The organism is Salmonella sp. 32010601201800023SM (assembly GCF_017572235.1).
In the GTDB taxonomy this organism is placed as follows: domain Bacteria; phylum Pseudomonadota; class Gammaproteobacteria; order Enterobacterales; family Enterobacteriaceae; genus Salmonella; species Salmonella enterica.
Genome location: NZ_JAGEQS010000011.1, coordinates 55,260 through 77,318, shown reverse-complemented (window position 1 = coordinate 77,318; position 22,059 = coordinate 55,260). Strand labels below are relative to the sequence as shown.

Genomic DNA, 22,059 nt, shown 5'->3' with positions numbered 1-22,059 from the left:
CGTTAAGAATCCGTATCTTCGAGTGCCCACACAGATTGTCTGATAAATTGTTAAAGAGCAGTGCCGCTTCGCTTTTTCTCAGCGGCGCGGGGTGTGCATATTACGCTTTCCCGCTTCAGAGTCAAGCGTTTATTTTCGCTTTTCTCCGTGAAGTTCTGGTCTGAACCCCGCTGACCCGGCGGCCTGTGTGCCGTTGTTCCGTGTCAGTGGTGGCGCATTATAGGGAGTTATTTCTGCCTGACAAGAGGAAATTTAAAATAATTTTCTGAGTGTCTCTTTTTTCATCAATGGCGTGCTTAACGTGCCATAAAATAAGCAAATTGCCGTTAATGCAACTGCAATCACACTTCCAGGTGGCATACTAATAACCAAACGAAAGAGAAAGGAAGAACATTCATGCCTTTAAGCGCACAACAATTAGCCGCACAGAAAAATCTATCCTATGTTCTGGCTGAAAAGCTGGCGCAGCGGATATTAAAGGGTGACTACGCCCCCGGTACTATTCTTCCCGGCGAAATAGAACTGGGCGAGCAGTACGGCGTAAGTCGAACGGCAGTTCGCGAAGCGGTGAAAACGTTGACGGCTAAAGGTATGGTGCTACCTCGTCCGCGCATTGGTACGCGGGTGATGCCGCAGGGAAACTGGAACTTTCTGGATCAAGAGCTGCTGACCTGGTGGATGACGGAAGAAAATTTTCATCAGGTGGTAGAGCATTTTCTGGTGATGCGTATTAGCCTGGAGCCGCAAGCCTGCCTGCTGGCGGCGACTCTTGGCACACCGGAGCAGAAAGCGCGGCTTAATGCCTTAATGGAAGAGATGGTCGCGCTGAAAAAGCATTTTAAGCGTGAACGCTGGATTGAAGTGGATATGGCGTGGCACGAGCATATCTACGAAATGAGCGCCAATCCCTTTCTAATCTCTTTTGCGACGCTATTTCATTCGGTTTATCACACTTACTTTACCTCAATCACCTATAACGAGGTGGTAAAGCTGGATTTGCACCAGGCCATTGTTGATGCCATCGCTGATGGCGACGGCGAACGCGCTTTCCAGGCCTGCCAGGCGTTGTTAATAGCGCCCAATGAGAGACCAGATAATTAACAGGATATTGAATGACCAGCAAAAAAGCGCGCAGTATGGCTGGCCTGCCGTGGATCGCGGCGATGGCCTTCTTTATGCAGGCGCTAGACGCCACCATTTTGAATACCGCTTTACCGGCTATTGCGCATAGTCTTAACCGTTCCCCACTCGCCATGCAGTCCGCTATTATCAGTTATACCCTGACAGTAGCCATGTTAATTCCGGTAAGCGGCTGGCTGGCTGACCGCTTCGGTACGCGTCGCGTCTTTATGGTTGCCGTAAGTCTGTTTACGTTAGGCTCGCTGGCCTGCGCGCTCTCCAGCTCACTATCTGAATTGGTTATTTTTCGCGTCGTACAAGGCGTCGGCGGAGCGATGATGATGCCAGTGGCGCGGCTGGCGTTATTGCGAGCCTATCCGCGTAGTGAGCTGCTGCCCGTTCTTAACTTTGTCACTATGCCGGGGCTGGTAGGTCCGATTCTGGGGCCGGTATTAGGCGGCGTACTGGTGACCTGGGCAAGCTGGCACTGGATCTTCCTGATTAATATTCCCATTGGTGTTGCAGGCATTCTGTATGCCCGCAAATATATGCCCAACTTCACCACGCCGCGTCGCAAGTTTGACATGACCGGCTTCTTTCTTTTTGGGTTAAGTCTGGTTTTATTCTCCAGCGGAATGGAACTGTTTGGCGAAAAGATTGTGGCGACATGGATCGCATCCGCCATTATTTTTTGCAGTATCGTTCTACTATTGGCCTATATCCGCCACGCCCGCCGTCATCCGACACCGTTAATATCACTATCGCTGTTTAAGACACGCACATTTTCCGTCGGTATTGCCGGCAACCTCGCCACGCGTCTGGGGACAGGCTGCGTACCTTTTTTGATGCCGTTAATGCTACAGGTTGGTTTTGGCTACCCGGCTCTGATCGCCGGCTGCATGATGGCGCCGACAGCTTTGGGTTCTATTATCGCGAAATCGACCGTAACGCAGGTTTTGCGACGTTTGGGATACCGGAAGACTCTGGTCGGCATTACGGTATTTATCGGTCTGATGATTGCCCAGTTTTCGTTTCAATCTCCCGCCATGCCGATCTGGATGCTCGTACTGCCGCTATTCATTCTTGGAATGGCGATGTCCACTCAATTTACGGCAATGAATACGATTACTCTTGCGGATCTGACAGACGATAACGCCAGCAGCGGCAACAGCGTTCTGGCGGTTACGCAGCAATTGTCTATCAGTTTAGGCGTGGCGATCAGCGCGGCGGTGTTACGTATTTATGAAGGTTTTGCGGGCACCAGTACCGTGGAACAGTTCCACTATACCTTTATCACGATGGGGGCGATCACTATCGTGTCCGCGCTGATGTTTATGCTGCTAAGAGTCAAAGACGGCAACAATCTGATTAAAGAACGGCATAAATCTAAACCGACCCACGCACCGTCAAAACCGGAGTAAGCTGAAGTCGCTGTTGTTGCAAGGCGGGCTGCGCCATCCGATGAATCAACACATCAATAGCCAGCTCGCCCAATTCATCTTTCGGCTGATGGATAGTCGTCAGCGGCGGCGTCATATAGCGCGCCAGCTCAATATCATCATAGCCAATGACTGCCATATCCTGCGGAATACGAAGCCCCGCCTGATATAGCGCCTGATAGGCGCCGACAGCCATCGCATCGTTTCCGGTAAAAACCGCTTGCGGTCGCTGTTGATGGGCGAGTAACGCCTGCATGGCGTCAAAGCCGCCGCCAAATTCAAAATCGCCGGTGATCTCATAGCCTTGCGGAATAGCCAGCCCTGCGCGTTTCATCGCCGCCCGATACCCTTCCAGCCGCAAACGCGCTGGCGTTTTGTCCAGCGGGCCGGTAATACAGGCTATTCGGGTAAATCCTTTATCGATAAGGTGTTGGGTGGCAAGATCGCCGCCTAACAACGAATTATCCTGAATGAGATCGCTATCGCCCTCACCATCAAACGGCGACCAGTCCATCATGACGGTAGGAATAGACGGATAACGCTCCATGATTTCACGAGAAGGCTGATGCGTTTCGGTACACAGCAGCAGTAAACCGTCTACCCGTTTTTGCATCAGCGTCTCCAGGTTGCGGTTCATCCGTTGCTCGTCGCCTTCGGTATTGCACAGCACCAGACTATAACCGCGCTCAAAACAGCTTCGCTCAACGCCGCGCACCAGTTCGGAATAAAAAGGGTTGGTACTGGCGGTAATTAGCATACCAATCGTGCGGGTCTGGTTTAACTTGAGGCTTCGCGCCAGCGCAGAAGGCGCATAGTTAAGCGATTTAATCGCCGCTTCAACTTTTTCGGTTATCGTCTCACTCACAAAGCGATCTTTGTTAATAACGTGAGAGACCGTCGATGTAGAGACTCCCGCCAGGCGGGCAACATCTTTCATAGTAGCCAAACGTTACCCCTGCTGATGTAAAAACGCTTCTATCTCTTCGCGCCACGGAACGGACGGCTGCGCGCCTTTACGCGTTACGGCAATCGCGGCGGCGGCATGGGCAAAGCGAATCGCTTCCGGCAACGGCGTCTCCTCCAGTATCGCGGTGATAAAGGCGCCGTTAAACGTATCTCCGGCGGCAATGGTATCGACAGCCTCAACGCTAAATCCAGGAACGCGGCGGCCCTCGCCGTCTACGCTGGCCCAGACGCCACGGCTTCCTAAGGTAATTAATACGGTTCGAATGCCTTTATCATGCAAAACCTGCGCAGCTTTCGCGGCATCGTCGTCATTTTCCACACGCACGCCCGTCAGCTTTTCAGCTTCCGTTTCATTTGGCGTGATGATGTCCACCAGCGCCAGCAGTTCATCCGGTAGCTCACGGGCAGGCGCCGGGTTAAGCGCAACAGTAGTATGATGTTGATGGGCGATTTTCGCCGCCGCCAGTACGCTTTCCAGCGGCGATTCCAGCTGCATCAGTAACGCATCCGCCTGCGCGATACGTTCACGTTGCGCATCAACCAACGCCGGCGATAACGCGGCATTCGCTCCGGCATGAATACCGATGACGTTCTCGCCTTCGCCGTTAACGAAAATCAGCGCCACCCCGGTAGACTCGCCTTTAATAACGCTAACTGGCGCGATATCAATACGATCGCTGACTAATTGTTTACGAATACTGTCGCCAATATCGTCATCGCCCGTGCAGGCAATAAACGCAATATTTGCCCCGCTACGTCCCGCAGCAACCGCCTGATTCGCGCCTTTCCCGCCAAACGCGACCTGATAATGGCTACCGGTTACCGTTTCACCCGGGGTAGGGAAGGACTCAAGATTAAGGATATGATCGGCATTAATGCTGCCAAGGACGATGAGATTACCTGCGGTTTTCATATTCGGGGTTCCACGTCAAAGTGCGCCACCGGTTAGGGTGGCGCGTGCCCTGCTTTTCTTTTTTTACGTTCACCTCAGCGGAGGCTCGCGTATTTCTGTCGCCATCAGGCCATAGTTGACCCGTGTCGTTTATTACTGCTTGATGACCAGTTTCAGGTCAACCGGATATTTGGCCTGAACTTTTTCGCCTTTCAGCACCTTATCCGCCACTTCAACGCCTTTGGCGCCGATTTGATCCGGTAACTGAGCGATAGTCGCTGCCAGTTTGCCATCTTTTACGGCCTTTTCGCCATCCGGCGTACCGTCAAATCCAACCACCATCACATCTGCTTTACCGGCAGTTTGCAGCGCGCGCAGTGCGCCCAGCGCCATTTCATCGTTCTGGGCGAAGACAGCCTGAACATCCGGATGCGCGGTCAGCAGGTTCTGCATGACGTTCAGACCCTTAGTACGGTCGAAATCGGCAGGCTGGCTGGCCAGGACATTAAATTTGTGAGCGGCTACCGCCTGCTGGAAACCTTCGCCACGCTCACGCGCCGCAGATGTTCCGGCAATGCCTTGCAACTCAATCACTTTGGCGCCTTCGCCAGCTTTTTTCGCGATATAGTCGCCAGCGATCTTACCGCCCAGCACGTTATCAGACGCGATATGGCTGACGACATCACCTTTGGTTGCCTGGCGGTCAAGCGTGATAACCGGAATCTTCGCCTGGTTAGCCATCTTCACCGCGTTACCCACCGCATCGGAGTCAGTCGGGTTGATCAGCAGAATTTTGGTCCCGCGAACGGTTAAATCCTGCACGTTCGCCAGCTCTTTGGCAGGGTTGTTCTGGGAGTCCAGCACCACCAGGTTATAACCCAGTTTATCCGCCTCTTTTTGCGCCCCGTCTTTTAACGACACGAAGAAGGGATTATTGAGGGTAGAGATCACCAGCGCAATGGTGTCTTTCGCCATTGCATTCGCGCTCACGGTGGCGCTCAGCGCAACAGCAGATACCAGGGTAGCCAGTTTTTTCATGTTCATATTTCAGATGTCCTGTAGTCGTTGTTACTGCTTTTTGTTGTCTACCAGTACCGCCAGCAAAATCACCACCGCTTTGACGATCATCTGGTAATAGGAGGAAACACCTAACAAATTCAAACCATTATTAAGGAAGCCGAGAATCAATGCGCCGATCAATGTCCCAACAATGCGCCCTTTACCACCTGCAAGGCTGGTGCCGCCCAGCACCACGGCGGCAATAGCATCCAGCTCATAGCCGGTACCCGCCGTCGGCTGCGCGGAAGAGAGGCGCGCCACTTCAATGATGCCCGCCAGCGATGCTGTCAGGCCGCAAAGTGAATAGACGATAATTTTCACTTTGCTCACGCTAATGCCAGACAGACGCGTCGCCGCTTCGTTACCGCCCAGCGCGTAGATATAGCGTCCCAGACGGGTGTGATGCAGCATATACCAGGCGGCGATAAAGACGATAGCCATGATCCAGACCGGCGTAGGAACGCCCAACGGACGGCCGATACCGAACCAGCCAAACAGATCGGCGTTATCGGTAAAGCCGGTGTTGACCGGACTACCGTCGGTGTAAACCATCGTCACGCCGCGCAGTAGCAGCATCATCACCAGCGTAGCGATAAACGCCTGTACGCGGCCTTTCGCGACGATAACACCAGTGACGGCGCCAATCGCAGCGCCCAGCGCCAGCGCGGCGGCAACCGCGACCAGCGCATTCACTTCAACGCCGACGATTGAAGCGGCAACCGCGCCGGTGAGCGCCAGCAGGGAACCGACGGACAGATCGATCCCCGATGTCAGAATCACCAACGTCATCCCCACCGCCATAATGGCGTTGACGGAGGTCTGTTGAAGAATATTGAACAGATTATTAACGGTAAAAAAGTTGGGGCTCAACGTCGAAACAATCGCGATCAACACCAGCAGGGCAATGAGCGACTTCTGCTCAAGAAGCCACGCTTTAGTGAAATAACGGCGACCAGAAACAGCCTGGGTTGTCATCTTTTTTACTCCTGATTCACGCGATTAAGCTTGCCCACTGCGGCAGCCATTAACACTTCCTGGGTGGCCTGCTCGCGAGTAAATTCACCGCTGAGATGCCCTTCATGCATGACGATGATGCGATCGCTCATGCCTAATACTTCTGGCATCTCAGATGAGACCAGAATGATGCTCAGGCCGTCGGCCTTAAACTGGTTGATAAGCTGATAAATCTCTTTCTTGGCGCCGACGTCCACGCCGCGGGTCGGCTCGTCGAGAATGAGCACTTTCGGGCGCGTCATCAACCCGCGGGCAATCGCCACTTTTTGCTGATTACCACCGGAAAGCAGGCCTATCGCCTGTTCCATTGACGGCGTCTTGACGTTGAACAGACGGATAAAATCCCCCACCGCCTGCTGCTCATCTTTGTGTTTCAGGCTTCCGCCAGCGCGGCTGAAATAATCCAGCGCCGTCAGCGACATATTCTCTTTAACTGACATGCCGAGCACCAGTCCATCGCGCTTACGGTCTTCAGAGATATAAACGATGCCATTGGCCAGCCCGTCCTGCGGAGAACGCGTCACCACTTCGTGTCCATCGAGCGTCACGTAACCGCTGGTTCGCGGCATCGCGCCGTACAATACTTTCATCAGCTCGGTGCGACCGGCGCCCATCAGGCCGGAAATGCCAAGAATCTCGCCTTTTCGCAGCACAAAAGAGACATCATTCACGCCCGGTCCGCACAGATTATCGACCTTCAGGCGAATCTCACCCGGCGCGTTATCCAGATGCGGGTACTGATCTTCCAGCTTACGTCCCACCATCATTTCGATAAGAGAATCTTCGGTCAACGTGGCCACTTCACGCTCGGCGATAAATTGCCCATCGCGGAAGACCGTCACGTCATCGCAAATTTCGAAGATCTCTTTCATACGGTGGGAGATATAGACAATACCGCGCCCCTGCGATTTTAATTCGCGGATAACGCGGAACAGAGAGTCGGTTTCAGTGTCGGTCAGCGCATCGGTCGGTTCATCCATAATGATGACTTTGGATTCGAAGCTCAGCACTTTGGCGATTTCCACCATTTGCTGATCGCCGATAGAGAGTTCGCCCACCAGCTTATCGCTCTTAAAACGCAGATTGAGTTTGGCTAAGAGGTGGTCGGCTTCGGCATACATCTTTTTCCAGTCGATTTTGCCAAAGCGATTCACAAACTCACGGCCCAGGAAGATGTTTTCCGCAATGGTCAACTGCGGGATCAGGTTCAGTTCCTGATGAATAATGCCGATCCCGGCTTCCTGAGACGATTTAGGCCCATTAAAGGTGGTCTCTTTACCCAGCCATAACAACGATCCCGCATCTCGCGTATAGATGCCGGTTAATACTTTCATCATGGTGGATTTTCCGGCGCCGTTTTCCCCCACCAGCGCCATAACGCGGCCAGGATAAACGTTTAACGCGGCGCCGGAGAGAGCCTTCACGCCGGGGAACGCTTTATCGATCCCTTTGAGTTGCAGTAATGCGTCCATAGCGGCCTCAGAAAGTGACGCCAGCGCAAAGAATGACGTTCGCATACGGGGAACACTCCCCGCTGCGAATCACCGCCTGACTGTCTGCAGTCAATTTTTTGAATTGTTCGTGTGTCGTATAACTAATTTTTATGGTGTTTCCCTGGTGTTGCTGCAGTTGCTCAAGGTGAGTGAGCAACGTTTCGTGGAGCTGCGGATTCTGTTGTTTGATTTCCGTTGCAAGAATCGCCGACTCAACCTGCATTTCCCGGGTCACGACATCCACCACCTGCATAAAAGAAGGTACGCCCTGGGTTAGTGCCATATCGATACGCGCGGTGCTATTCGGGATGGGTAAACCCGCATCACAGACCACCAGAGTATCAGTATGCCCCAGACGGGAAATGACCGACGAGATTTCAGAGTTGAGTACGGTGCCTTTCTTCATTTTTCTGCTCCACTAGCGAAACGTTTCGCTGGCCGCAGTGTAACCCTGGATGTGTTCATAAAACCATCATGACGTAACAGAATTGTGATCGCCGTCGAAACGTTTCGCTAGCGGAAATCAGGCGATTATCTTGTGGGAATCTACGGATTGGCCAGGCCGGGTAAGCCAACGCGGCCCCCGGCATGTTGATGGGAGGTTAAATCTCGACCTGCGTACCTAACTCAATCACACGGTTAGGCGGGATCTCGAACTGATCCGGCGCGCGCAGGGCGTTACGTTGCAGCAACAAATACAGTTTACCGCGCAAACGCAAATACCACGGGCGTTTGCCGACAATCAACGACTCGTGCGACATAAAGAACGACGTTTCCATCATCCGACAGCTAAGCCCTTCCAGACCGCAGCGGTGGAACACCTCTTCAACGTTTGGCGTTTCGCGCCAGCCGTAGCTAGCCACCACGCGCCAGAATGTCGGAGACAACTGCTCAATCTGCACCCGGCGAACGTTATGCACATAAGGCGCATCTTCCGTACGCAACGTCAGTAAGATTACGCGCTCATGCAACACTTTGTTGTGCTTCAGGTTATGCAATAAAGCAAAAGGGATCACACTGAGCGCGCGCGACATGTATACGGCAGTACCCGGTACCCGAACCGGCGGTGACTTCTCCAGTGAAGCAATCATCGCTTCCAACGAATTACCGTGTTCATGCATACGACGCAACAGACGGAAACGCTCGCTCTTCCAGGTGGTCATGATCGTGAACATGATCAGGCCCAGGCTCAGCGGAAGCCAACCACCGGACAACAATTTGTCGAGGTTGGCCGAGAACAGCGGGATATCCACGCACAGGAATGCGATGAGGATCAGCGCGACAAAATATTTGTTCCAGTGCCAGTTCTTACGCGCCACGGTCGTAGAAAGAATAGACGTCAGCACCATCGTGCCGGTCACGGCGATACCATAGGCCGCCGCCAGGTTGCTGGAGTGCTCAAAGCTAACAATAACAACCACGACCGCGAAATAAAGCAGCCAGTTAACGAAAGGGATATAGATCTGACCGGATTCCATCTCGGAGGTATGGATAATGCGCATTGGCGACAAATAGCCAAGACGCACGGCCTGACGCGTCAGCGAAAAGACGCCGGAAATGACCGCCTGGGAGGCGATCACCGTCGCCAGCGCGGCCAGAATCAGCAGCGGAATTAACGCCCAGTCCGGTGCCAACAGGAAGAAGGGGTTTTTAATCGCTTCCGGATGCTTTAGTAGCAATGCGCCCTGACCAAAGTAGTTCAGTACTAACGACGGCAATACCACGGTAAACCACGCCAGGCGAATCGGGAACTTACCGAAGTGTCCCATATCGGCGTACAACGCCTCTACGCCGGTAATCGACAGCACCACCGCGCCCAACGCAATAAACGATACGGTTTTATATTCAAGGAAAAAACGTACCGCCCAGACAGGATTCAGCGCATGTAACACTTCGGGATTGGCGATAATACTGCGCAGGCCAAGTACCGCCAGGATTAAAAACCAGGTCAGCATGATCGGCGCAAAGAGTTTCCCTACCATTCCCGTACCGTGCTTCTGAATCATAAACAACAGAGTCAGCACAATAATGGAGAGCGGGACAATCCAGGTATCCAGCTGCGGCGCGACAATCTCCAGGCCTTCAATCGCCGACATCACCGAAATCGCCGGCGTAATGACCACTTCGCCATAGAAAAAGCTGCCGCCTATCAGTCCCATGATAACTAACATGGATGTGGTGCGCGCCGAGGTATTACGCCCGGCAAGCGACATCAGCGTCAAAATTCCACCTTCACCCGCGTTATCGGCGCGCATCACGAAGGTGAGATATTTGATGGAAACCACAAAGATGAGTAGCCAGAAGATCAGCGACAGAAAACCAAACACGGCATCTCGTTCAACGCCAAAACCAAACTGACCGGACAAACATTCACGAAGCGTATAAAGCGGGCTGGTACCAATATCACCGTAGACAACCCCAATAGCTGCGAGGGTAATCGCAGGCAACGATTGCTTATTATCAGTGCTCATAGACTCATCTTTCGTTTATACACGTCACCCTTCACGCTACCTCCTTGTCGGCTGCATTCGCTTACCCCAGTCACACGTTTAAGTCAGTGCCAGGGGATTCACTCCTTTGCCGCCTTGATGTAGTTTGAATGAATGAGTGTATAGATATGAAATGTGTGCTTAGTCCCTTGGCCCACAAAAAAGCGCACAGTATGCACGATTAATCATAAAATCGTACCCCTAAATGAAGCCAGATTAACCTGGCTCAAAGAAAAATAAACAGCGCGTCAGACGATTACAGCCCCGGTGGTGAAACGTCTATACTCGCAATTAGCATGATCCATTTGTCGAAAGGACGCCTCTTTATTATGGCTCACCCACATTTATTAGCGGAAAGAATTTCCCGTCTGAGCAGCGCCCTTGAGAAGGGACTGTATGAACGTAGTCATGCCATACGCCTTTGCCTACTGGCGGCGTTAAGCGGTGAGAGCGTCTTTTTGTTGGGCCCGCCCGGTATCGCCAAGAGTCTGATTGCCCGCCGCCTGAAGTTTGCTTTCCAGCGCGCCCGCGCTTTTGAATATCTGATGACACGCTTTTCCACGCCGGAAGAGGTTTTTGGCCCGCTCTCTATTCAGGCGCTGAAAGATGAAGGTCGCTATGAACGCTTAACGACCGGCTACCTTCCCGAAGCCGAAATCGTTTTTCTGGATGAAATCTGGAAAGCCGGGCCCGCTATCCTGAACACATTGCTGACCGCCATTAACGAACGCCATTTCCGCAACGGCGCATTTGAGGAAAAAATCCCGATGCGGCTACTGGTGGCGGCCTCTAACGAACTGCCCGAAGCGGACAGCAGCCTGGAAGCCTTGTACGACCGAATGTTGATTCGCCTGTGGCTGGATAAAGTTCAGGATAAAGCCAATTTCCGCTCCATGCTGGTTAGTCAGCAGGATGAGAGTGATAACCCGGTCCCCGCCTCGTTACAGGTAAGCGACGAAGAATATCAACAGTGGCAAAAAGATATCGGCGCGATTTCACTCCCTGATCCGGTCTTTGAGCTGATATTTACTCTGCGCCAACAGCTGGATAATTTGCCGAATGCGCCTTATGTCTCCGACCGTCGCTGGAAGAAAGCCATCCGCCTGTTACAGGCCAGCGCCTTCTTTAGCGGACGCGACGCGGTTGCGCCGATTGACCTTATCCTGCTAAAAGATTGCTTGTGGTATGACGCGCAGAGTCTGAATCTCATGCAACAGCAACTAGAAATATTGATGACCGGACACGCCTGGCAGCAGCAGGCCATGCTGACTCGCCTCGGCGGTATCGTCCAGCGCCGCCTCCAGTTGCAGCAACAGCAAAGCGATAAAACCGCCTTCACCGTCATTAAAGAAGGCGGTATGTTCAGCCGCCGCCCGCATTACACTTTACCGCCGGAAGTCAGTGCATCAACGTTGACGTTATTGCTACAAAAACCGCTAAAACTGCATGATATGGAAGTGATCCATATTACTTTTGACCGCAGCGCGCTGGAACTTTGGCTGACCAAAGGCGGCGAGATCCGCGGCAAACTGAACGGGATCGGCTTTGCCCAAACGTTGAATATGGAAGTCGATAACGCTCAACATCTGGTGGTGCGCGACATCAGTCTACAAGGTACCCGTCTGGCGTTACCGGGAACGGCTGAAGACAGTATGCCTGCGGAGATCAAACAGCAGCTGGAAACGTTAGAAAACGACTGGCGCCAGCAGCATACCCGCTTCAGCGAACAGCAACATTGCCTGTTTATTCACAGCGACTGGTTAGGGCGCATTGAGGCCAGCCTGCAGGATGTAGGAGAACAGATCCGCCAGGCGAAACAATGCTGACGCTGGATACGCTAAATACCATGCTGGCCGTCAGCGAAGAGGGAATGGTCGAAGAGATGATCCTCGCGCTACTGGCTTCCCCACAACTGGTCATTTTCTTTGAAAAGTTTCCGCGTTTAAAAAACGCCGTGACCGCCGATCTCCCGCGCTGGCGGGAAGCGCTACGCAGCCGTCTTAAAGACGCACGCGTTCCGCCGGAACTCACGGAAGAGGTCATGTGTTATCAGCAAAGCCAACTTCTCTCTACCCCACAGTTCATCGTGCAACTGCCGCAAATACTGGCGTTGCTTCACCGCCTGCATTCACCGTATGCCGCGCAGGCGAAGCAGTTGACGGAGAGCAACAGTACCTTTACCCCTGCGCTACACACACTTTTTTTGCAACGCTGGCGGTTAAGTCTGGTCGTGCAGGCCACCACGTTAAACCAACAACTACTGGAAGAAGAGCGCGAGCAGTTGCTGAGTGACGTTCAGGAACGGATGACGCTGAGCGGGCAACTGGAACCGACGCTGGCGGAAAATGATAATGCCGCAGGCCGCCTGTGGGATATGAGCGCGGGCCAGCTTAAACGTGGTGATTATCAACTGATCGTAAAATACGGCGAATTTCTCGCCGCCCAGCCGGAGCTAATGCAACTGGCGGAACAACTGGGACGTTCGCGGGAAGCCAAATCGGTACCGAAAAAAGACGCGCCGATGGAAACCTTTCGTACACTGGTACGCGAACCCGCTACGGTGCCGGAGCAGGTTGACGGTATTCAGCAAGGCGATGATATTCTGCGCCTGTTGCCGCCAGAGCTGGCGACGCTCGGCATCACCGAGCTGGAATATGAATTCTACCGCCGGTTAGTGGAAAAACAGCTCCTCACCTATCGCCTGCATGGCGAAGCGTGGCGTGAGAAAGTAACCGAACGGCCGGTAGTACACCAGGATGTCGACGAGCAGCCGCGCGGACCGTTTATTGTCTGCGTCGATACTTCAGGCTCGATGGGAGGATTTAACGAGCAGTGCGCAAAAGCGTTCTGCCTGGCGTTGATGCGCGTTGCGCTGGCGGATAACCGTCGCTGCTTTATTATGCTGTTTTCCACTGACGTTGTGCGTTATGAACTCTCCGGCCCGGAAGGTATTGAGCAGGCCATCCGCTTTTTAAGTCAACGTTTTCGCGGCGGCACGGATATCGCCAGCTGTTTTCGCGCCATTATTGAAAGAATGCAGGGACGGGAATGGTTTGATGCCGATGCGGTGGTCATTTCGGATTTTATCGCCCAGCGCTTGCCGGATGACGTGGTGAGCAAAGTGGGAGAGTTGCAGCGTCTTCACCAGCATCGATTCCATGCGGTGGCGATGTCGGCGCACGGCAAACCCGGCATCATGCGCATTTTCGATCATATCTGGCGCTTTGACACCGGGATGCGAAGCCGCCTGTTGAGACGCTGGCGGCGCTAACGGCTTATAAAATAGCAGGAATGCTTTCGCGAACCTGCGCGGGCCATACGCCGCACTGTACCTGACCAATATGCGGCAATTGCAGCAGCAACATCGTCAGACGCGACTGCCCAATCCCGCCGCCGATGGTCTGCGGCATTTCGCCGCGCAGCAGCGCCTGATGCCACTCCAGTTGCAGACGATCTTCATCACCGGTCAACGCCAGCTGGCGCATCAGCGTATCGGCATCTACGCGAATACCCATAGAGGAAAGCTCAAACGCATCTTCCAGCACCGGGTTCCACACCAGGATATCGCCGTTCAGACCGGCGTAGCCCAGCTCAGATGCGGAGCTCCAGTCATCATAATCCGGCGCGCGTACATCATGGCGGTGGCCATCGCTCAGTTTACCGCCGATCCCCACCAGAAAAACGGCGCCAAGTTCTTTGGCGATCGCGCGTTCGCGCCCTTTCGCATCCAGATCCGGATAGCGAGACAACAGCTCCTGGCTGTGAACAAACTGAATTTGCTCTGGCAGGAACGGCGCCAGACCAAACTGTTTATGCACTTCTGCTTCCGTCGCCTTAATTCCAGCCCATATAGCCTCTACTGTGCTTTTCAGGGTGGAAAATTGGCGCTCGCCATCGCCCATGACACGCTCCCAGTCCCACTGATCCACATAGACCGAGTGGAGCGGAGAGAGTCGGTCTTCATCGGGGCGAAGGGCTTTCATGTGCGTGTACAGCCCTTCGCCCGCGCTGAAGTCATGTTGCCCCAGGGTTTGACGTTTCCACTTCGCCAGTGAATGCACCACTTCGAACTGGGCGTCAGGCAACGCTTTCACTTTTACCTGCACCGCTTTTTCACAGCCGGACAAATTATCCTGCGTACCATCCCCTACGCGACTCAGGATCGGCGCCTGGACCTCAATCAGACCCAGACGCTCCTCCAGCTGGCGAGAGAAATGTGATTTCACGAAGCTAATTTGACGTTGTTTGGCAATGTAAGCGGTTTTCATTTTTTTACTCCTGCGTCCTGTTGCCTATGATTAAGCAACAAAACGAGAGCACTATTCAATAATCAACAGATAAAAAGCTAACTTCGGTTTTGATTCGTTAAAAATAATGGCTAAAATAGAGATAATCATTAATCTGCATAAGAAAAAGCGATGGAAAATTATCAGATCGACAATCTGGACCGCGGCATACTTGACGCCTTAATGGGAAATGCCCGCACCGCCTACGCCGAACTGGCCAAACAATTTGGCGTTAGCCCTGGAACCATTCACGTTCGCGTCGAGAAAATGAAGCAGGCCGGGATCATTACGGGCGCACGGATTGACGTCAGCCCTAAACAACTGGGCTACGATGTGGGCTGCTTTATTGGCATCATCCTCAAAAGCGCCAAAGACTATCCCTCCGCACTGGCCCGGCTGGAAAGCCTGGATGAGGTGACGGAAGCGTATTACACCACCGGTCACTACAGCATCTTTATAAAAGTGATGTGCAAATCAATCGACGCGCTTCAGCACGTACTTATCAACAAGATCCAAACAATTGATGAAATTCAGTCCACTGAGACACTGATCGTCTTGCAGAACCCGATCATGCGCACCATCAAGCCATGATCGGCTTTTTTAATCCCACATTTTTCCACAGGTAGATCCCAGCTCGTTCACAGAGTACAATGCAGCCTCTTTACCTGAGCGAGCGATCAATGGCAGACATTACTCTTATCAGCGGCAGCACCCTGGGCGGCGCCGAATACGTCGCGGAACATCTGGCGGAAAAGCTGGAAGCTGCCGGTTTTTCAACCGAAACGGTGCACGGTCCGTTATTAGAGGATCTGTCAACTTCCGGGATCTGGCTGATAATCAGCTCAACGCACGGCGCCGGAGACATTCCGGACAACCTGACTCCTTTCTATGAAGACCTTCAGACGCAGAAACCCGATCTTTCCGCGGTACGTTTCGGCGCAATTGGCATTGGCAGTCGAGAATACGACACGTTTTGCGGCGCGATTGAGAAAATAGAAGCGGAACTGAAAGGCGCTGGCGCAAAACAGGTTGGGGAAACACTGAAGATCAACATCCTTGAACATGAGATTCCGGAAGATCCAGCGGAGATTTGGCTCGGATCCTGGATTAATTTACTCAAATAAGTGTAAAGATCGTGCGATCCATTGTGGATAAATCTGGTGGAAAGCTTGGATCAACCGGTAGTTATCCAAAGAATAACCGTTGTTCACTTTTTGAGTTGTGTATAAGTACCCGTTTTGATCCCAGCTTATACTGGCCACGATCACCGATCATTCACAGCTAGTGATCCTTTCCAACGCATTGATCTTTATTACAGGATCCGGGTTATCCACAGCCTGGCGCGATCCTAATAAGAGATCACAATAGAACAGATCTCTAAATAAAAAGATCTTCTTTTTAATAGCCCGGATCCCGGGGCTTTCTCCATCGGCTAAAGTTGAGTAGAATCCACCGCCCGGGCTTCAATCCATTTTCACACCGCGTTATGCGAGGCAATTACCATGTTTTATCAGGATCCTTTTGACGTCATTATTATTGGCGGGGGTCATGCAGGCACTGAGGCCGCGATGGCCGCAGCGCGTATGGGTCAACAGACTCTGCTTTTGACACACAATATTGACACGTTGGGACAGATGAGCTGCAACCCGGCGATCGGCGGTATTGGAAAGGGACATCTGGTAAAAGAGGTGGATGCGCTCGGCGGTCTGATGGCGAAAGCGATCGATCAGGCAGGTATTCAGTTTAGGATACTAAACGCCAGCAAAGGTCCGGCCGTTCGCGCTACCCGGGCTCAGGCGGATCGAGTCTTATACCGCCAGGCGGTGCGTACCGCGCTGGAGAATCAGCCGAATCTGATGATCTTCCAGCAAGCTGTTGAAGATCTGATTGTCGAAAACGATCGCGTTGTCGGCGCCGTGACCCAAATGGGGCTCAAATTCCGCGCGAAAGCGGTGGTACTGACCGTCGGAACCTTCCTGGATGGCAAAATTCATATTGGTCTGGATAACTACAGCGGCGGTCGTGCTGGCGATCCGCCATCCATCCCGCTGTCTCGCCGTCTGCGTGAGCTTCCGCTACGCGTCAGCCGCCTGAAAACCGGCACACCGCCGCGTATTGATGCGCGTACTATCGATTTCAGCGTGTTGGCTCAACAGCATGGCGATAACCCGATGCCGGTTTTCTCGTTTATGGGGAATGCTTCTCAGCATCCGCAACAGGTGCCGTGTTACATCACGCATACCAATGAGAAAACCCATGACGTGATTCGTAATAACCTCGATCGTAGCCCAATGTACGCTGGCGTGATCGAAGGGATCGGCCCACGCTACTGTCCTTCGATCGAAGACAAGGTGATGCGTTTTGCCGATCGTAACCAGCATCAGATCTTCCTTGAGCCGGAAGGACTGACCTCTAACGAGATTTACCCTAACGGTATCTCCACCAGCCTGCCGTTTGACGTGCAGATGCAGATTGTCCGTTCCATGCAGGGTATGGAGAACGCGAAGATCGTTCGCCCTGGTTACGCGATTGAGTACGATTTCTTCGACCCGCGCGATCTGAAACCGACTCTGGAAAGTAAATTTATTCACGGCCTGTTCTTTGCTGGTCAAATCAACGGTACTACCGGCTATGAAGAGGCTGCGGCGCAGGGCTTGCTCGCTGGTCTGAATGCCGCGCGTCTTTCCGCCGACAAAGAGGGCTGGGCGCCTGCGCGTTCTCAGGCTTATCTCGGCGTGCTGGTGGACGATCTCTGTACGCTGGGCACCAAAGAGCCGTATCGCATGTTTACCTCCCGCGCCGAATATCGCCTGATGCTGCGTGAGGACAACGCCGATCTGCGTCTGACCGAAATGGGCCGCGAGCTGGGTCTGGTGGATGATGAACGCTGGGCGCGCTTCAACGAGAAGCTGGAAAATATCGAACGCGAACGTCAGCGGCTGAAATCGACATGGGTAACGCCGTCTGCGGAATCCGCCGATGAAGTGAATGCGCATTTGACCACGCCTCTCTCCCGTGAGGCCAGCGGCGAAGATCTGTTGCGTCGTCCGGAAATGACCTACGCGCAGCTCACTTCGCTTGCCGCATTCGCGCCTGCGCTTGAAGATGAGCAAGCCGCTGAGCAGGTGGAAATCCAGGTCAAATACGAAGGCTATATCGCTCGCCAGCAGGATGAGATTGAAAAACAACTACGTAACGAGAATACGTTGCTACCTGCCACGCTGGATTATCGTCAGGTTTCCGGTCTGTCGAACGAAGTTATCGCCAAGCTGAACGATCATAAACCGGCGTCTATCGGCCAGGCATCGCGTATCTCCGGCGTTACGCCAGCGGCAATCTCCATTCTGCTGGTATGGCTGAAAAAACAAGGTATGCTGCGTCGTAGCGCTTGATAACACTAATTTGGCGGGGGCGCTTCGCTTGCCCGCCCTACAAATTTGTAGGCCCGATAAGCGAAAGCGCATCGGGCATTTGATTATTAACAGGTAATGACCGTGCTCAACAAACTCTCTCGTCTGCTGGCTGATGCCGGTATTTCTCTTACCGATCACCAGAAAACGCTGCTGGTCGCCTACGTTGATATGCTGCACAAATGGAACAAAGCATACAACCTGACGTCAGTGCGGGATCCCAACGAAATGTTGGTACGCCATATTCTCGACAGCATAGTCGTTGCGCCGTATCTTCAGGGACAGCGTTTTATCGACGTAGGAACAGGACCGGGGCTGCCGGGCATCCCGCTGGCTATTGTTCTCCCTGACGCGCATTTCACCTTACTCGACAGCCTGGGCAAGCGGGTACGTTTTCTGCGTCAGGTCCAGCACGAACTGAAACTGGAAAACATCACGCCGGTTCAAAGCCGCGTTGAAGCCTATCCCTCCGAACCGCCGTTTGATGGCGTTATCAGCCGCGCTTTCGCATCGTTGAATGATATGGTGAGCTGGTGTCACCATCTGCCGGGAGAGAAAGGGCGTTTTTATGCCTTAAAAGGGCAATTGCCAGGGGATGAAATTGCCTCACTACCTGACGATTTTAGCGTCGAATCTGTTGAAAAATTACGCGTTCCGCAACTGGAAGGCGAGCGGCATCTGGTGATTATTAAGTCAAACAAAGTTTAATTTTTATCAAAAAAAATAGAAAAAAAACGACGCGGCTTGTGTTAAAAATCGACAGGTATAACGCATTTCAGCGTTGTTACATTTAACTCTGGATTTACGGTTTCGTTTCAACATGACAACGTCGCTTCTTTTGTTAAAACAGAGAGTAATCAACTTTGTAAATATCAGTCTGCTAAAAATCGAATCGAAAAATCACTTTTGCTTGTTAAATTTTTATTATAAATGTCAATGGGGCGTTTTTAAGGTGTAAGCTGGTATTTTTAAAACAGTACCAGGTTTTACGCTTAAATATCAAAAAGATGAAAAGGCATGAATTGACACGTAAATGAATTGCGTAAGCATGAATATGTTTAATGTGTGATCTGGTGCACGCTTTATCGCCAGTGTTTTCGCGCTATTTGCAGTTTTGTACGATCGTTCACACTTTGGCTAAAAGTTAAAAATGCGGGCCAGAGAAAAATATTTAAACATTTATTCACCTTTTGGCTACTTATTGTTTGAAATCACGGGGGCGCACCGTATAATTTGACCGCTTTTTGATGCTTGACTCTAAGTCTTAAAGAACGTTTTATACGACACGCGGCATACCTCGAAGTGAGCAGGAGTAAAAACGTGATGTCTGTGTCGCTCGTGAGTCGAAACGTTGCTCGTAAGCTTCTGTTCATTCAGTTTCTGGCGGTAATAGCAAGTGGATTGCTGTTTTGCCTCAAAGACCCCTTCTGGGGCATCTCCGCAGTATGTGGGGGATTGGCAGTGGCACTGCCTAATATGTTGTTTATGATATTTGCCTGGCGTCACCAGGCGCATACACCTGCTAAGGGCCGCGTGTCCTGGACTTTCGCCTTCGGTGAAGCCTTCAAGGTGTTAGCGATGCTGGTTTTACTGGTGGTGGCGTTGGCGGTTTTAAAGGCGGTGTTTTTGCCGCTGATCGTTACGTGGGTTTTGGTGCTGGTGGTTCAGATACTGGCGCCGGCTGTAATTAACAACAAAGGGTAAAAGGCATCATGGCTTCAGAAAATATGACGCCGCAGGAATACATAGGACACCATCTGAATAACCTTCAGCTGGACCTGCGTACTTTCTCGCTGGTGGATCCGCAGAACCCCCCAGCCACCTTCTGGACGCTCAATATTGACTCCATGTTCTTCTCGGTGGTGCTGGGTCTGTTGTTTCTGGTGATGTTCCGTAGCGTTGCTAAAAAAGCGACCAGCGGCGTGCCAGGCAAGTTTCAGACCGCGATTGAGCTGATAGTCGGCTTTGTGCATGGCAGCGTCAAAGACATGTACCATGGCAAAAGCAAGCTGATTGCGCCGCTGGCCCTGACGATTTTCGTCTGGGTATTCCTTATGAACCTGATGGACTTACTGCCTATCGACCTGCTGCCGTATATCGCTGAGCATTGGCTGGGTCTGCCGGCAACGCGCGTGGTGCCGTCTGCTGACGTCAACATCACCCTGTCGATGGCGCTGGGCGTATTCATCCTTATTCTGTTCTACAGCATCAAAATGAAAGGCATCGGCGGCTTCGCAAAAGAGTTGACGCTGCAGCCGTTCAATCACTGGGCGTTCATTCCTGTCAACTTAATCCTTGAAGGGGTAAGTCTGCTGTCCAAACCGGTTTCTCTCGGTCTGCGACTGTTCGGCAACATGTATGCCGGTGAGCTGATTTTCATTCTGATTGCTGGTCTGTTGCCGTGGTGGTCACAGTGGATTCTGAATGTGCCGTGGGCCATTTTCCACATCCTGATTATTACGCTGCAAGCCTTCATTTTCATGGTTCTGACGATTGTCTATCTGTCGATGGCGTCCGAAGAGCATTAATTTACCAACACTACTACGTTTTAACTGAAACAAACTGGAGACTGTCATGGAAAACCTGAATATGGATCTGCTGTACATGGCTGCCGCTGTGATGATGGGTCTGGCGGCAATCGGTGCTGCGATCGGTATCGGCATCCTCGGGGGTAAATTCCTGGAAGGCGCGGCGCGTCAACCTGATCTGATTCCTCTGCTGCGTACTCAGTTCTTTATCGTTATGGGTCTGGTGGATGCTATCCCGATGATCGCTGTAGGTCTGGGTCTGTACGTGATGTTCGCTGTCGCGTAGTAAGCGTTGCTTGAATTAAGAGCAATATCAGAAGGTTAACTAGATAGAGGCATTGTGCTGTGAATCTTAACGCAACAATCCTCGGCCAGGCCATCGCGTTTATTCTCTTTGTCTGGTTTTGCATGAAGTACGTATGGCCGCCGTTAATGGCAGCCATCGAGAAACGTCAGAAAGAAATTGCTGACGGTCTCGCTTCTGCTGAACGAGCACATAAGGATCTTGACCTTGCAAAGGCCAGCGCGACCGACCAGCTGAAAAAAGCGAAAGCGGAAGCTCAGGTAATCATCGAGCAGGCAAACAAACGCCGCGCTCAGATCCTGGACGAAGCCAAAACTGAAGCAGAGCAGGAACGTACTAAAATCGTGGCGCAGGCGCAGGCGGAAATTGAAGCCGAGCGTAAACGCGCCCGTGAAGAGCTGCGTAAGCAAGTTGCTATCCTGGCTGTTGCTGGCGCCGAGAAGATCATCGAACGTTCCGTGGATGAAGCTGCTAACAGCGACATCGTGGATAAACTTGTCGCTGAACTGTAAGGAGGGAGGGGCTGATGTCTGAATTTGTTACGGTAGCTCGCCCCTACGCCAAAGCAGCTTTTGACTTTGCCGTTGAACACCAAAGTGTAGAGCGCTGGCAGGATATGCTGGCGTTTGCCGCCGAGGTAACCAAGAACGAACAAATGGCAGAGCTTCTCTCTGGCGCGCTGGCGCCGGAAACGCTCGCTGAGTCGTTTATCGCAGTCTGCGGTGAGCAGTTAGACGAAAACGGTCAGAACCTGATTCGGGTGATGGCTGAAAATAATCGTCTGAACGCGCTCCCGGATGTTCTGGAGCAGTTTATTCATCTGCGTGCCGCCAGTGAAGCTACCTCCGAGGTAGAAGTTACGTCGGCAACCGCATTGAGTGAAGAGCAGCTTTCGAAAATCAGCGCCGCGATGGAAAAACGTCTGTCACGCAAAGTGAAGCTGAATTGCAAAATCGATAAGTCTGTAATGGCAGGCGTTATCATCCGGGCGGGTGATATGGTCATTGATGGCAGCGTACGCGGCCGTCTTGAGCGCCTTGCAGACGTCTTGCAGTCTTAA

At 52.4% G+C, this 22,059-nt stretch carries 21 protein-coding genes; 13 read left to right on the top strand and 8 right to left on the bottom strand.

Translation table 11 applies throughout. The features are described 5' to 3' along the window. Positions 1 to 396 precede the first annotated feature (396 nt). Both J4617_RS22285 and mdtD read left to right on the top strand, forming a co-directional pair. Positions 397 to 1,101 (top strand): FadR/GntR family transcriptional regulator, encoded by a 705-nt coding sequence (locus J4617_RS22285; RefSeq protein WP_001131148.1) that lies wholly within the window; start codon positions 397 to 399, stop codon positions 1,099 to 1,101. An 11-nt stretch (positions 1,102 to 1,112) separates the two neighbouring features. Continuing rightward, complete coding sequence (mdtD, locus tag J4617_RS22280) at positions 1,113 to 2,540, top strand: multidrug transporter subunit MdtD (protein ID WP_000202072.1); 1,428 nt, start codon at positions 1,113 to 1,115, stop codon at positions 2,538 to 2,540. On the opposite strand, the gene rbsR is transcribed toward mdtD, so the two are convergent. The 7 genes from rbsR to kup form a co-directional block, all read right to left on the bottom strand. Next, the gene (gene rbsR / locus J4617_RS22275) at positions 2,506 to 3,504 is read right to left on the bottom strand and encodes a ribose operon transcriptional repressor RbsR (protein ID WP_000224487.1); all 999 of its coding nucleotides are present in this window, start codon (positions 3,502 to 3,504) and stop codon (positions 2,506 to 2,508) included. The two genes, mdtD and rbsR, sit on opposite strands and share 35 nt — an antisense overlap. A 3-nt stretch (positions 3,505 to 3,507) precedes the next feature. Then, positions 3,508 to 4,437: a ribokinase gene (gene rbsK, locus J4617_RS22270; protein WP_000844728.1), complete on the bottom strand. Its 930-nt coding sequence runs from the start codon at positions 4,435 to 4,437 to the stop codon at positions 3,508 to 3,510. 132 nt (positions 4,438 to 4,569) lie between these two features. Further along, complete coding sequence (rbsB, locus tag J4617_RS22265; protein ID WP_001056260.1) at positions 4,570 to 5,460, bottom strand: ribose ABC transporter substrate-binding protein RbsB; 891 nt, start codon at positions 5,458 to 5,460, stop codon at positions 4,570 to 4,572. A gap of 24 nt (positions 5,461 to 5,484) precedes the next feature. Continuing rightward, complete coding sequence (gene rbsC, locus J4617_RS22260; protein WP_000211345.1) at positions 5,485 to 6,450, bottom strand: ribose ABC transporter permease; 966 nt, start codon at positions 6,448 to 6,450, stop codon at positions 5,485 to 5,487. A gap of 5 nt (positions 6,451 to 6,455) precedes the next feature. Further along, positions 6,456 to 7,961, bottom strand: coding sequence for a ribose ABC transporter ATP-binding protein RbsA (gene rbsA / locus J4617_RS22255; protein WP_000339359.1), 1,506 nt, complete (start codon positions 7,959 to 7,961; stop codon positions 6,456 to 6,458). Between the two features lie 7 nt (positions 7,962 to 7,968). Further along, positions 7,969 to 8,388 carry a D-ribose pyranase gene (rbsD, locus tag J4617_RS22250; protein ID WP_000715945.1) on the bottom strand — a complete coding sequence of 140 codons (420 nt, stop codon included), beginning with the start codon at positions 8,386 to 8,388 and terminating at the stop codon, positions 7,969 to 7,971. Positions 8,389 to 8,584: 196 nt separating this feature from the next. Beyond that, the gene (gene kup, locus J4617_RS22245) at positions 8,585 to 10,453 is read right to left on the bottom strand and encodes a low affinity potassium transporter Kup (protein WP_000102338.1); all 1,869 of its coding nucleotides are present in this window, start codon (positions 10,451 to 10,453) and stop codon (positions 8,585 to 8,587) included. A gap of 347 nt (positions 10,454 to 10,800) precedes the next feature. Here kup and ravA point away from each other — a divergent pair, with 347 nt between their 5' ends. Further along, complete coding sequence (gene ravA, locus J4617_RS22240) at positions 10,801 to 12,297, top strand: ATPase RavA (protein WP_000940994.1); 1,497 nt, start codon at positions 10,801 to 10,803, stop codon at positions 12,295 to 12,297. Next, on the top strand, positions 12,291 to 13,742 hold the full coding sequence (viaA, locus tag J4617_RS22235; RefSeq protein ID WP_000956588.1) for an ATPase RavA stimulator ViaA: 1,452 nt from the start codon (positions 12,291 to 12,293) through the stop codon (positions 13,740 to 13,742). Before ravA ends, viaA begins: the two co-directional genes overlap by 7 nt. Positions 13,743 to 13,746: 4 nt before the next feature. Here viaA and asnA read toward each other — a convergent pair whose 3' ends face one another. Next, entirely contained in the window at positions 13,747 to 14,739 is a 993-nt protein-coding gene (gene asnA / locus J4617_RS22230) for an aspartate--ammonia ligase (RefSeq protein WP_000845123.1), read from the bottom strand. 150 nt (positions 14,740 to 14,889) lie between these two features. On the opposite strand from asnA, the gene asnC reads away from it, so the two are divergent. From asnC to atpH, 9 genes are all read left to right on the top strand, one after another. Further along, a complete protein-coding gene (gene asnC, locus J4617_RS22225) occupies positions 14,890 to 15,348 on the top strand; it encodes a transcriptional regulator AsnC (RefSeq protein ID WP_000433018.1) in 459 nt (152 codons plus the stop codon). A gap of 89 nt (positions 15,349 to 15,437) precedes the next feature. Next, positions 15,438 to 15,881, top strand: a complete 444-nt coding sequence (gene mioC, locus J4617_RS22220) for an FMN-binding protein MioC (RefSeq protein WP_000763722.1) — start codon at positions 15,438 to 15,440, stop codon at positions 15,879 to 15,881. Positions 15,882 to 16,259: 378 nt separating this feature from the next. Further along, positions 16,260 to 18,149 carry a tRNA uridine-5-carboxymethylaminomethyl(34) synthesis enzyme MnmG gene (gene mnmG, locus J4617_RS22215; protein ID WP_000499872.1) on the top strand — a complete coding sequence of 630 codons (1,890 nt, stop codon included), beginning with the start codon at positions 16,260 to 16,262 and terminating at the stop codon, positions 18,147 to 18,149. A 102-nt stretch (positions 18,150 to 18,251) separates the two neighbouring features. After that, entirely contained in the window at positions 18,252 to 18,875 is a 624-nt protein-coding gene (gene rsmG, locus J4617_RS22210) for a 16S rRNA (guanine(527)-N(7))-methyltransferase RsmG (RefSeq protein ID WP_001528235.1), read from the top strand. 615 nt (positions 18,876 to 19,490) lie between these two features. Further along, complete coding sequence (atpI, locus tag J4617_RS22205; protein WP_000116685.1) at positions 19,491 to 19,871, top strand: F0F1 ATP synthase subunit I; 381 nt, start codon at positions 19,491 to 19,493, stop codon at positions 19,869 to 19,871. 8 nt (positions 19,872 to 19,879) lie between these two features. Next, positions 19,880 to 20,695, top strand: coding sequence for a F0F1 ATP synthase subunit A (gene atpB / locus J4617_RS22200; RefSeq protein WP_000135632.1), 816 nt, complete (start codon positions 19,880 to 19,882; stop codon positions 20,693 to 20,695). Positions 20,696 to 20,741: 46 nt separating this feature from the next. Continuing rightward, positions 20,742 to 20,981: a F0F1 ATP synthase subunit C gene (atpE, locus tag J4617_RS22195; protein ID WP_000429386.1), complete on the top strand. Its 240-nt coding sequence runs from the start codon at positions 20,742 to 20,744 to the stop codon at positions 20,979 to 20,981. A gap of 59 nt (positions 20,982 to 21,040) precedes the next feature. Continuing rightward, positions 21,041 to 21,511: a F0F1 ATP synthase subunit B gene (atpF, locus tag J4617_RS22190; RefSeq protein ID WP_001052212.1), complete on the top strand. Its 471-nt coding sequence runs from the start codon at positions 21,041 to 21,043 to the stop codon at positions 21,509 to 21,511. 14 nt (positions 21,512 to 21,525) lie between these two features. Next, positions 21,526 to 22,059: a F0F1 ATP synthase subunit delta gene (atpH, locus tag J4617_RS22185; protein WP_001288957.1), complete on the top strand. Its 534-nt coding sequence runs from the start codon at positions 21,526 to 21,528 to the stop codon at positions 22,057 to 22,059.

What these genes read in the sequence shown, in the direction of transcription:
- asnC (WP_000433018.1), top strand. Translation starts at nt 14,890, where the DNA reads ATGGAAAATTATCAGATCGACAATCTGGACCGCGGCATACTTGACGCC.
- atpB (WP_000135632.1), top strand. Translation starts at nt 19,880, where the DNA reads ATGGCTTCAGAAAATATGACGCCGCAGGAATACATAGGACACCATCTG.
- mnmG (WP_000499872.1), top strand. Translation starts at nt 16,260, where the DNA reads ATGTTTTATCAGGATCCTTTTGACGTCATTATTATTGGCGGGGGTCAT.
- atpH (WP_001288957.1), top strand. Translation starts at nt 21,526, where the DNA reads ATGTCTGAATTTGTTACGGTAGCTCGCCCCTACGCCAAAGCAGCTTTT.
- rbsB (WP_001056260.1), bottom strand. Translation starts at nt 5,460, where the DNA reads ATGAACATGAAAAAACTGGCTACCCTGGTATCTGCTGTTGCGCTGAGC.
- atpI (WP_000116685.1), top strand. Translation starts at nt 19,491, where the DNA reads ATGTCTGTGTCGCTCGTGAGTCGAAACGTTGCTCGTAAGCTTCTGTTC.
- asnA (WP_000845123.1), bottom strand. Translation starts at nt 14,739, where the DNA reads ATGAAAACCGCTTACATTGCCAAACAACGTCAAATTAGCTTCGTGAAA.
- rbsC (WP_000211345.1), bottom strand. Translation starts at nt 6,450, where the DNA reads ATGACAACCCAGGCTGTTTCTGGTCGCCGTTATTTCACTAAAGCGTGG.
- J4617_RS22285 (WP_001131148.1), top strand. Translation starts at nt 397, where the DNA reads ATGCCTTTAAGCGCACAACAATTAGCCGCACAGAAAAATCTATCCTAT.
- rbsK (WP_000844728.1), bottom strand. Translation starts at nt 4,437, where the DNA reads ATGAAAACCGCAGGTAATCTCATCGTCCTTGGCAGCATTAATGCCGAT.
- mdtD (WP_000202072.1), top strand. Translation starts at nt 1,113, where the DNA reads ATGACCAGCAAAAAAGCGCGCAGTATGGCTGGCCTGCCGTGGATCGCG.
- rbsA (WP_000339359.1), bottom strand. Translation starts at nt 7,961, where the DNA reads ATGGACGCATTACTGCAACTCAAAGGGATCGATAAAGCGTTCCCCGGC.
- mioC (WP_000763722.1), top strand. Translation starts at nt 15,438, where the DNA reads ATGGCAGACATTACTCTTATCAGCGGCAGCACCCTGGGCGGCGCCGAA.
- viaA (WP_000956588.1), top strand. Translation starts at nt 12,291, where the DNA reads ATGCTGACGCTGGATACGCTAAATACCATGCTGGCCGTCAGCGAAGAG.
- atpE (WP_000429386.1), top strand. Translation starts at nt 20,742, where the DNA reads ATGGAAAACCTGAATATGGATCTGCTGTACATGGCTGCCGCTGTGATG.
- kup (WP_000102338.1), bottom strand. Translation starts at nt 10,453, where the DNA reads ATGAGCACTGATAATAAGCAATCGTTGCCTGCGATTACCCTCGCAGCT.
- ravA (WP_000940994.1), top strand. Translation starts at nt 10,801, where the DNA reads ATGGCTCACCCACATTTATTAGCGGAAAGAATTTCCCGTCTGAGCAGC.
- rbsD (WP_000715945.1), bottom strand. Translation starts at nt 8,388, where the DNA reads ATGAAGAAAGGCACCGTACTCAACTCTGAAATCTCGTCGGTCATTTCC.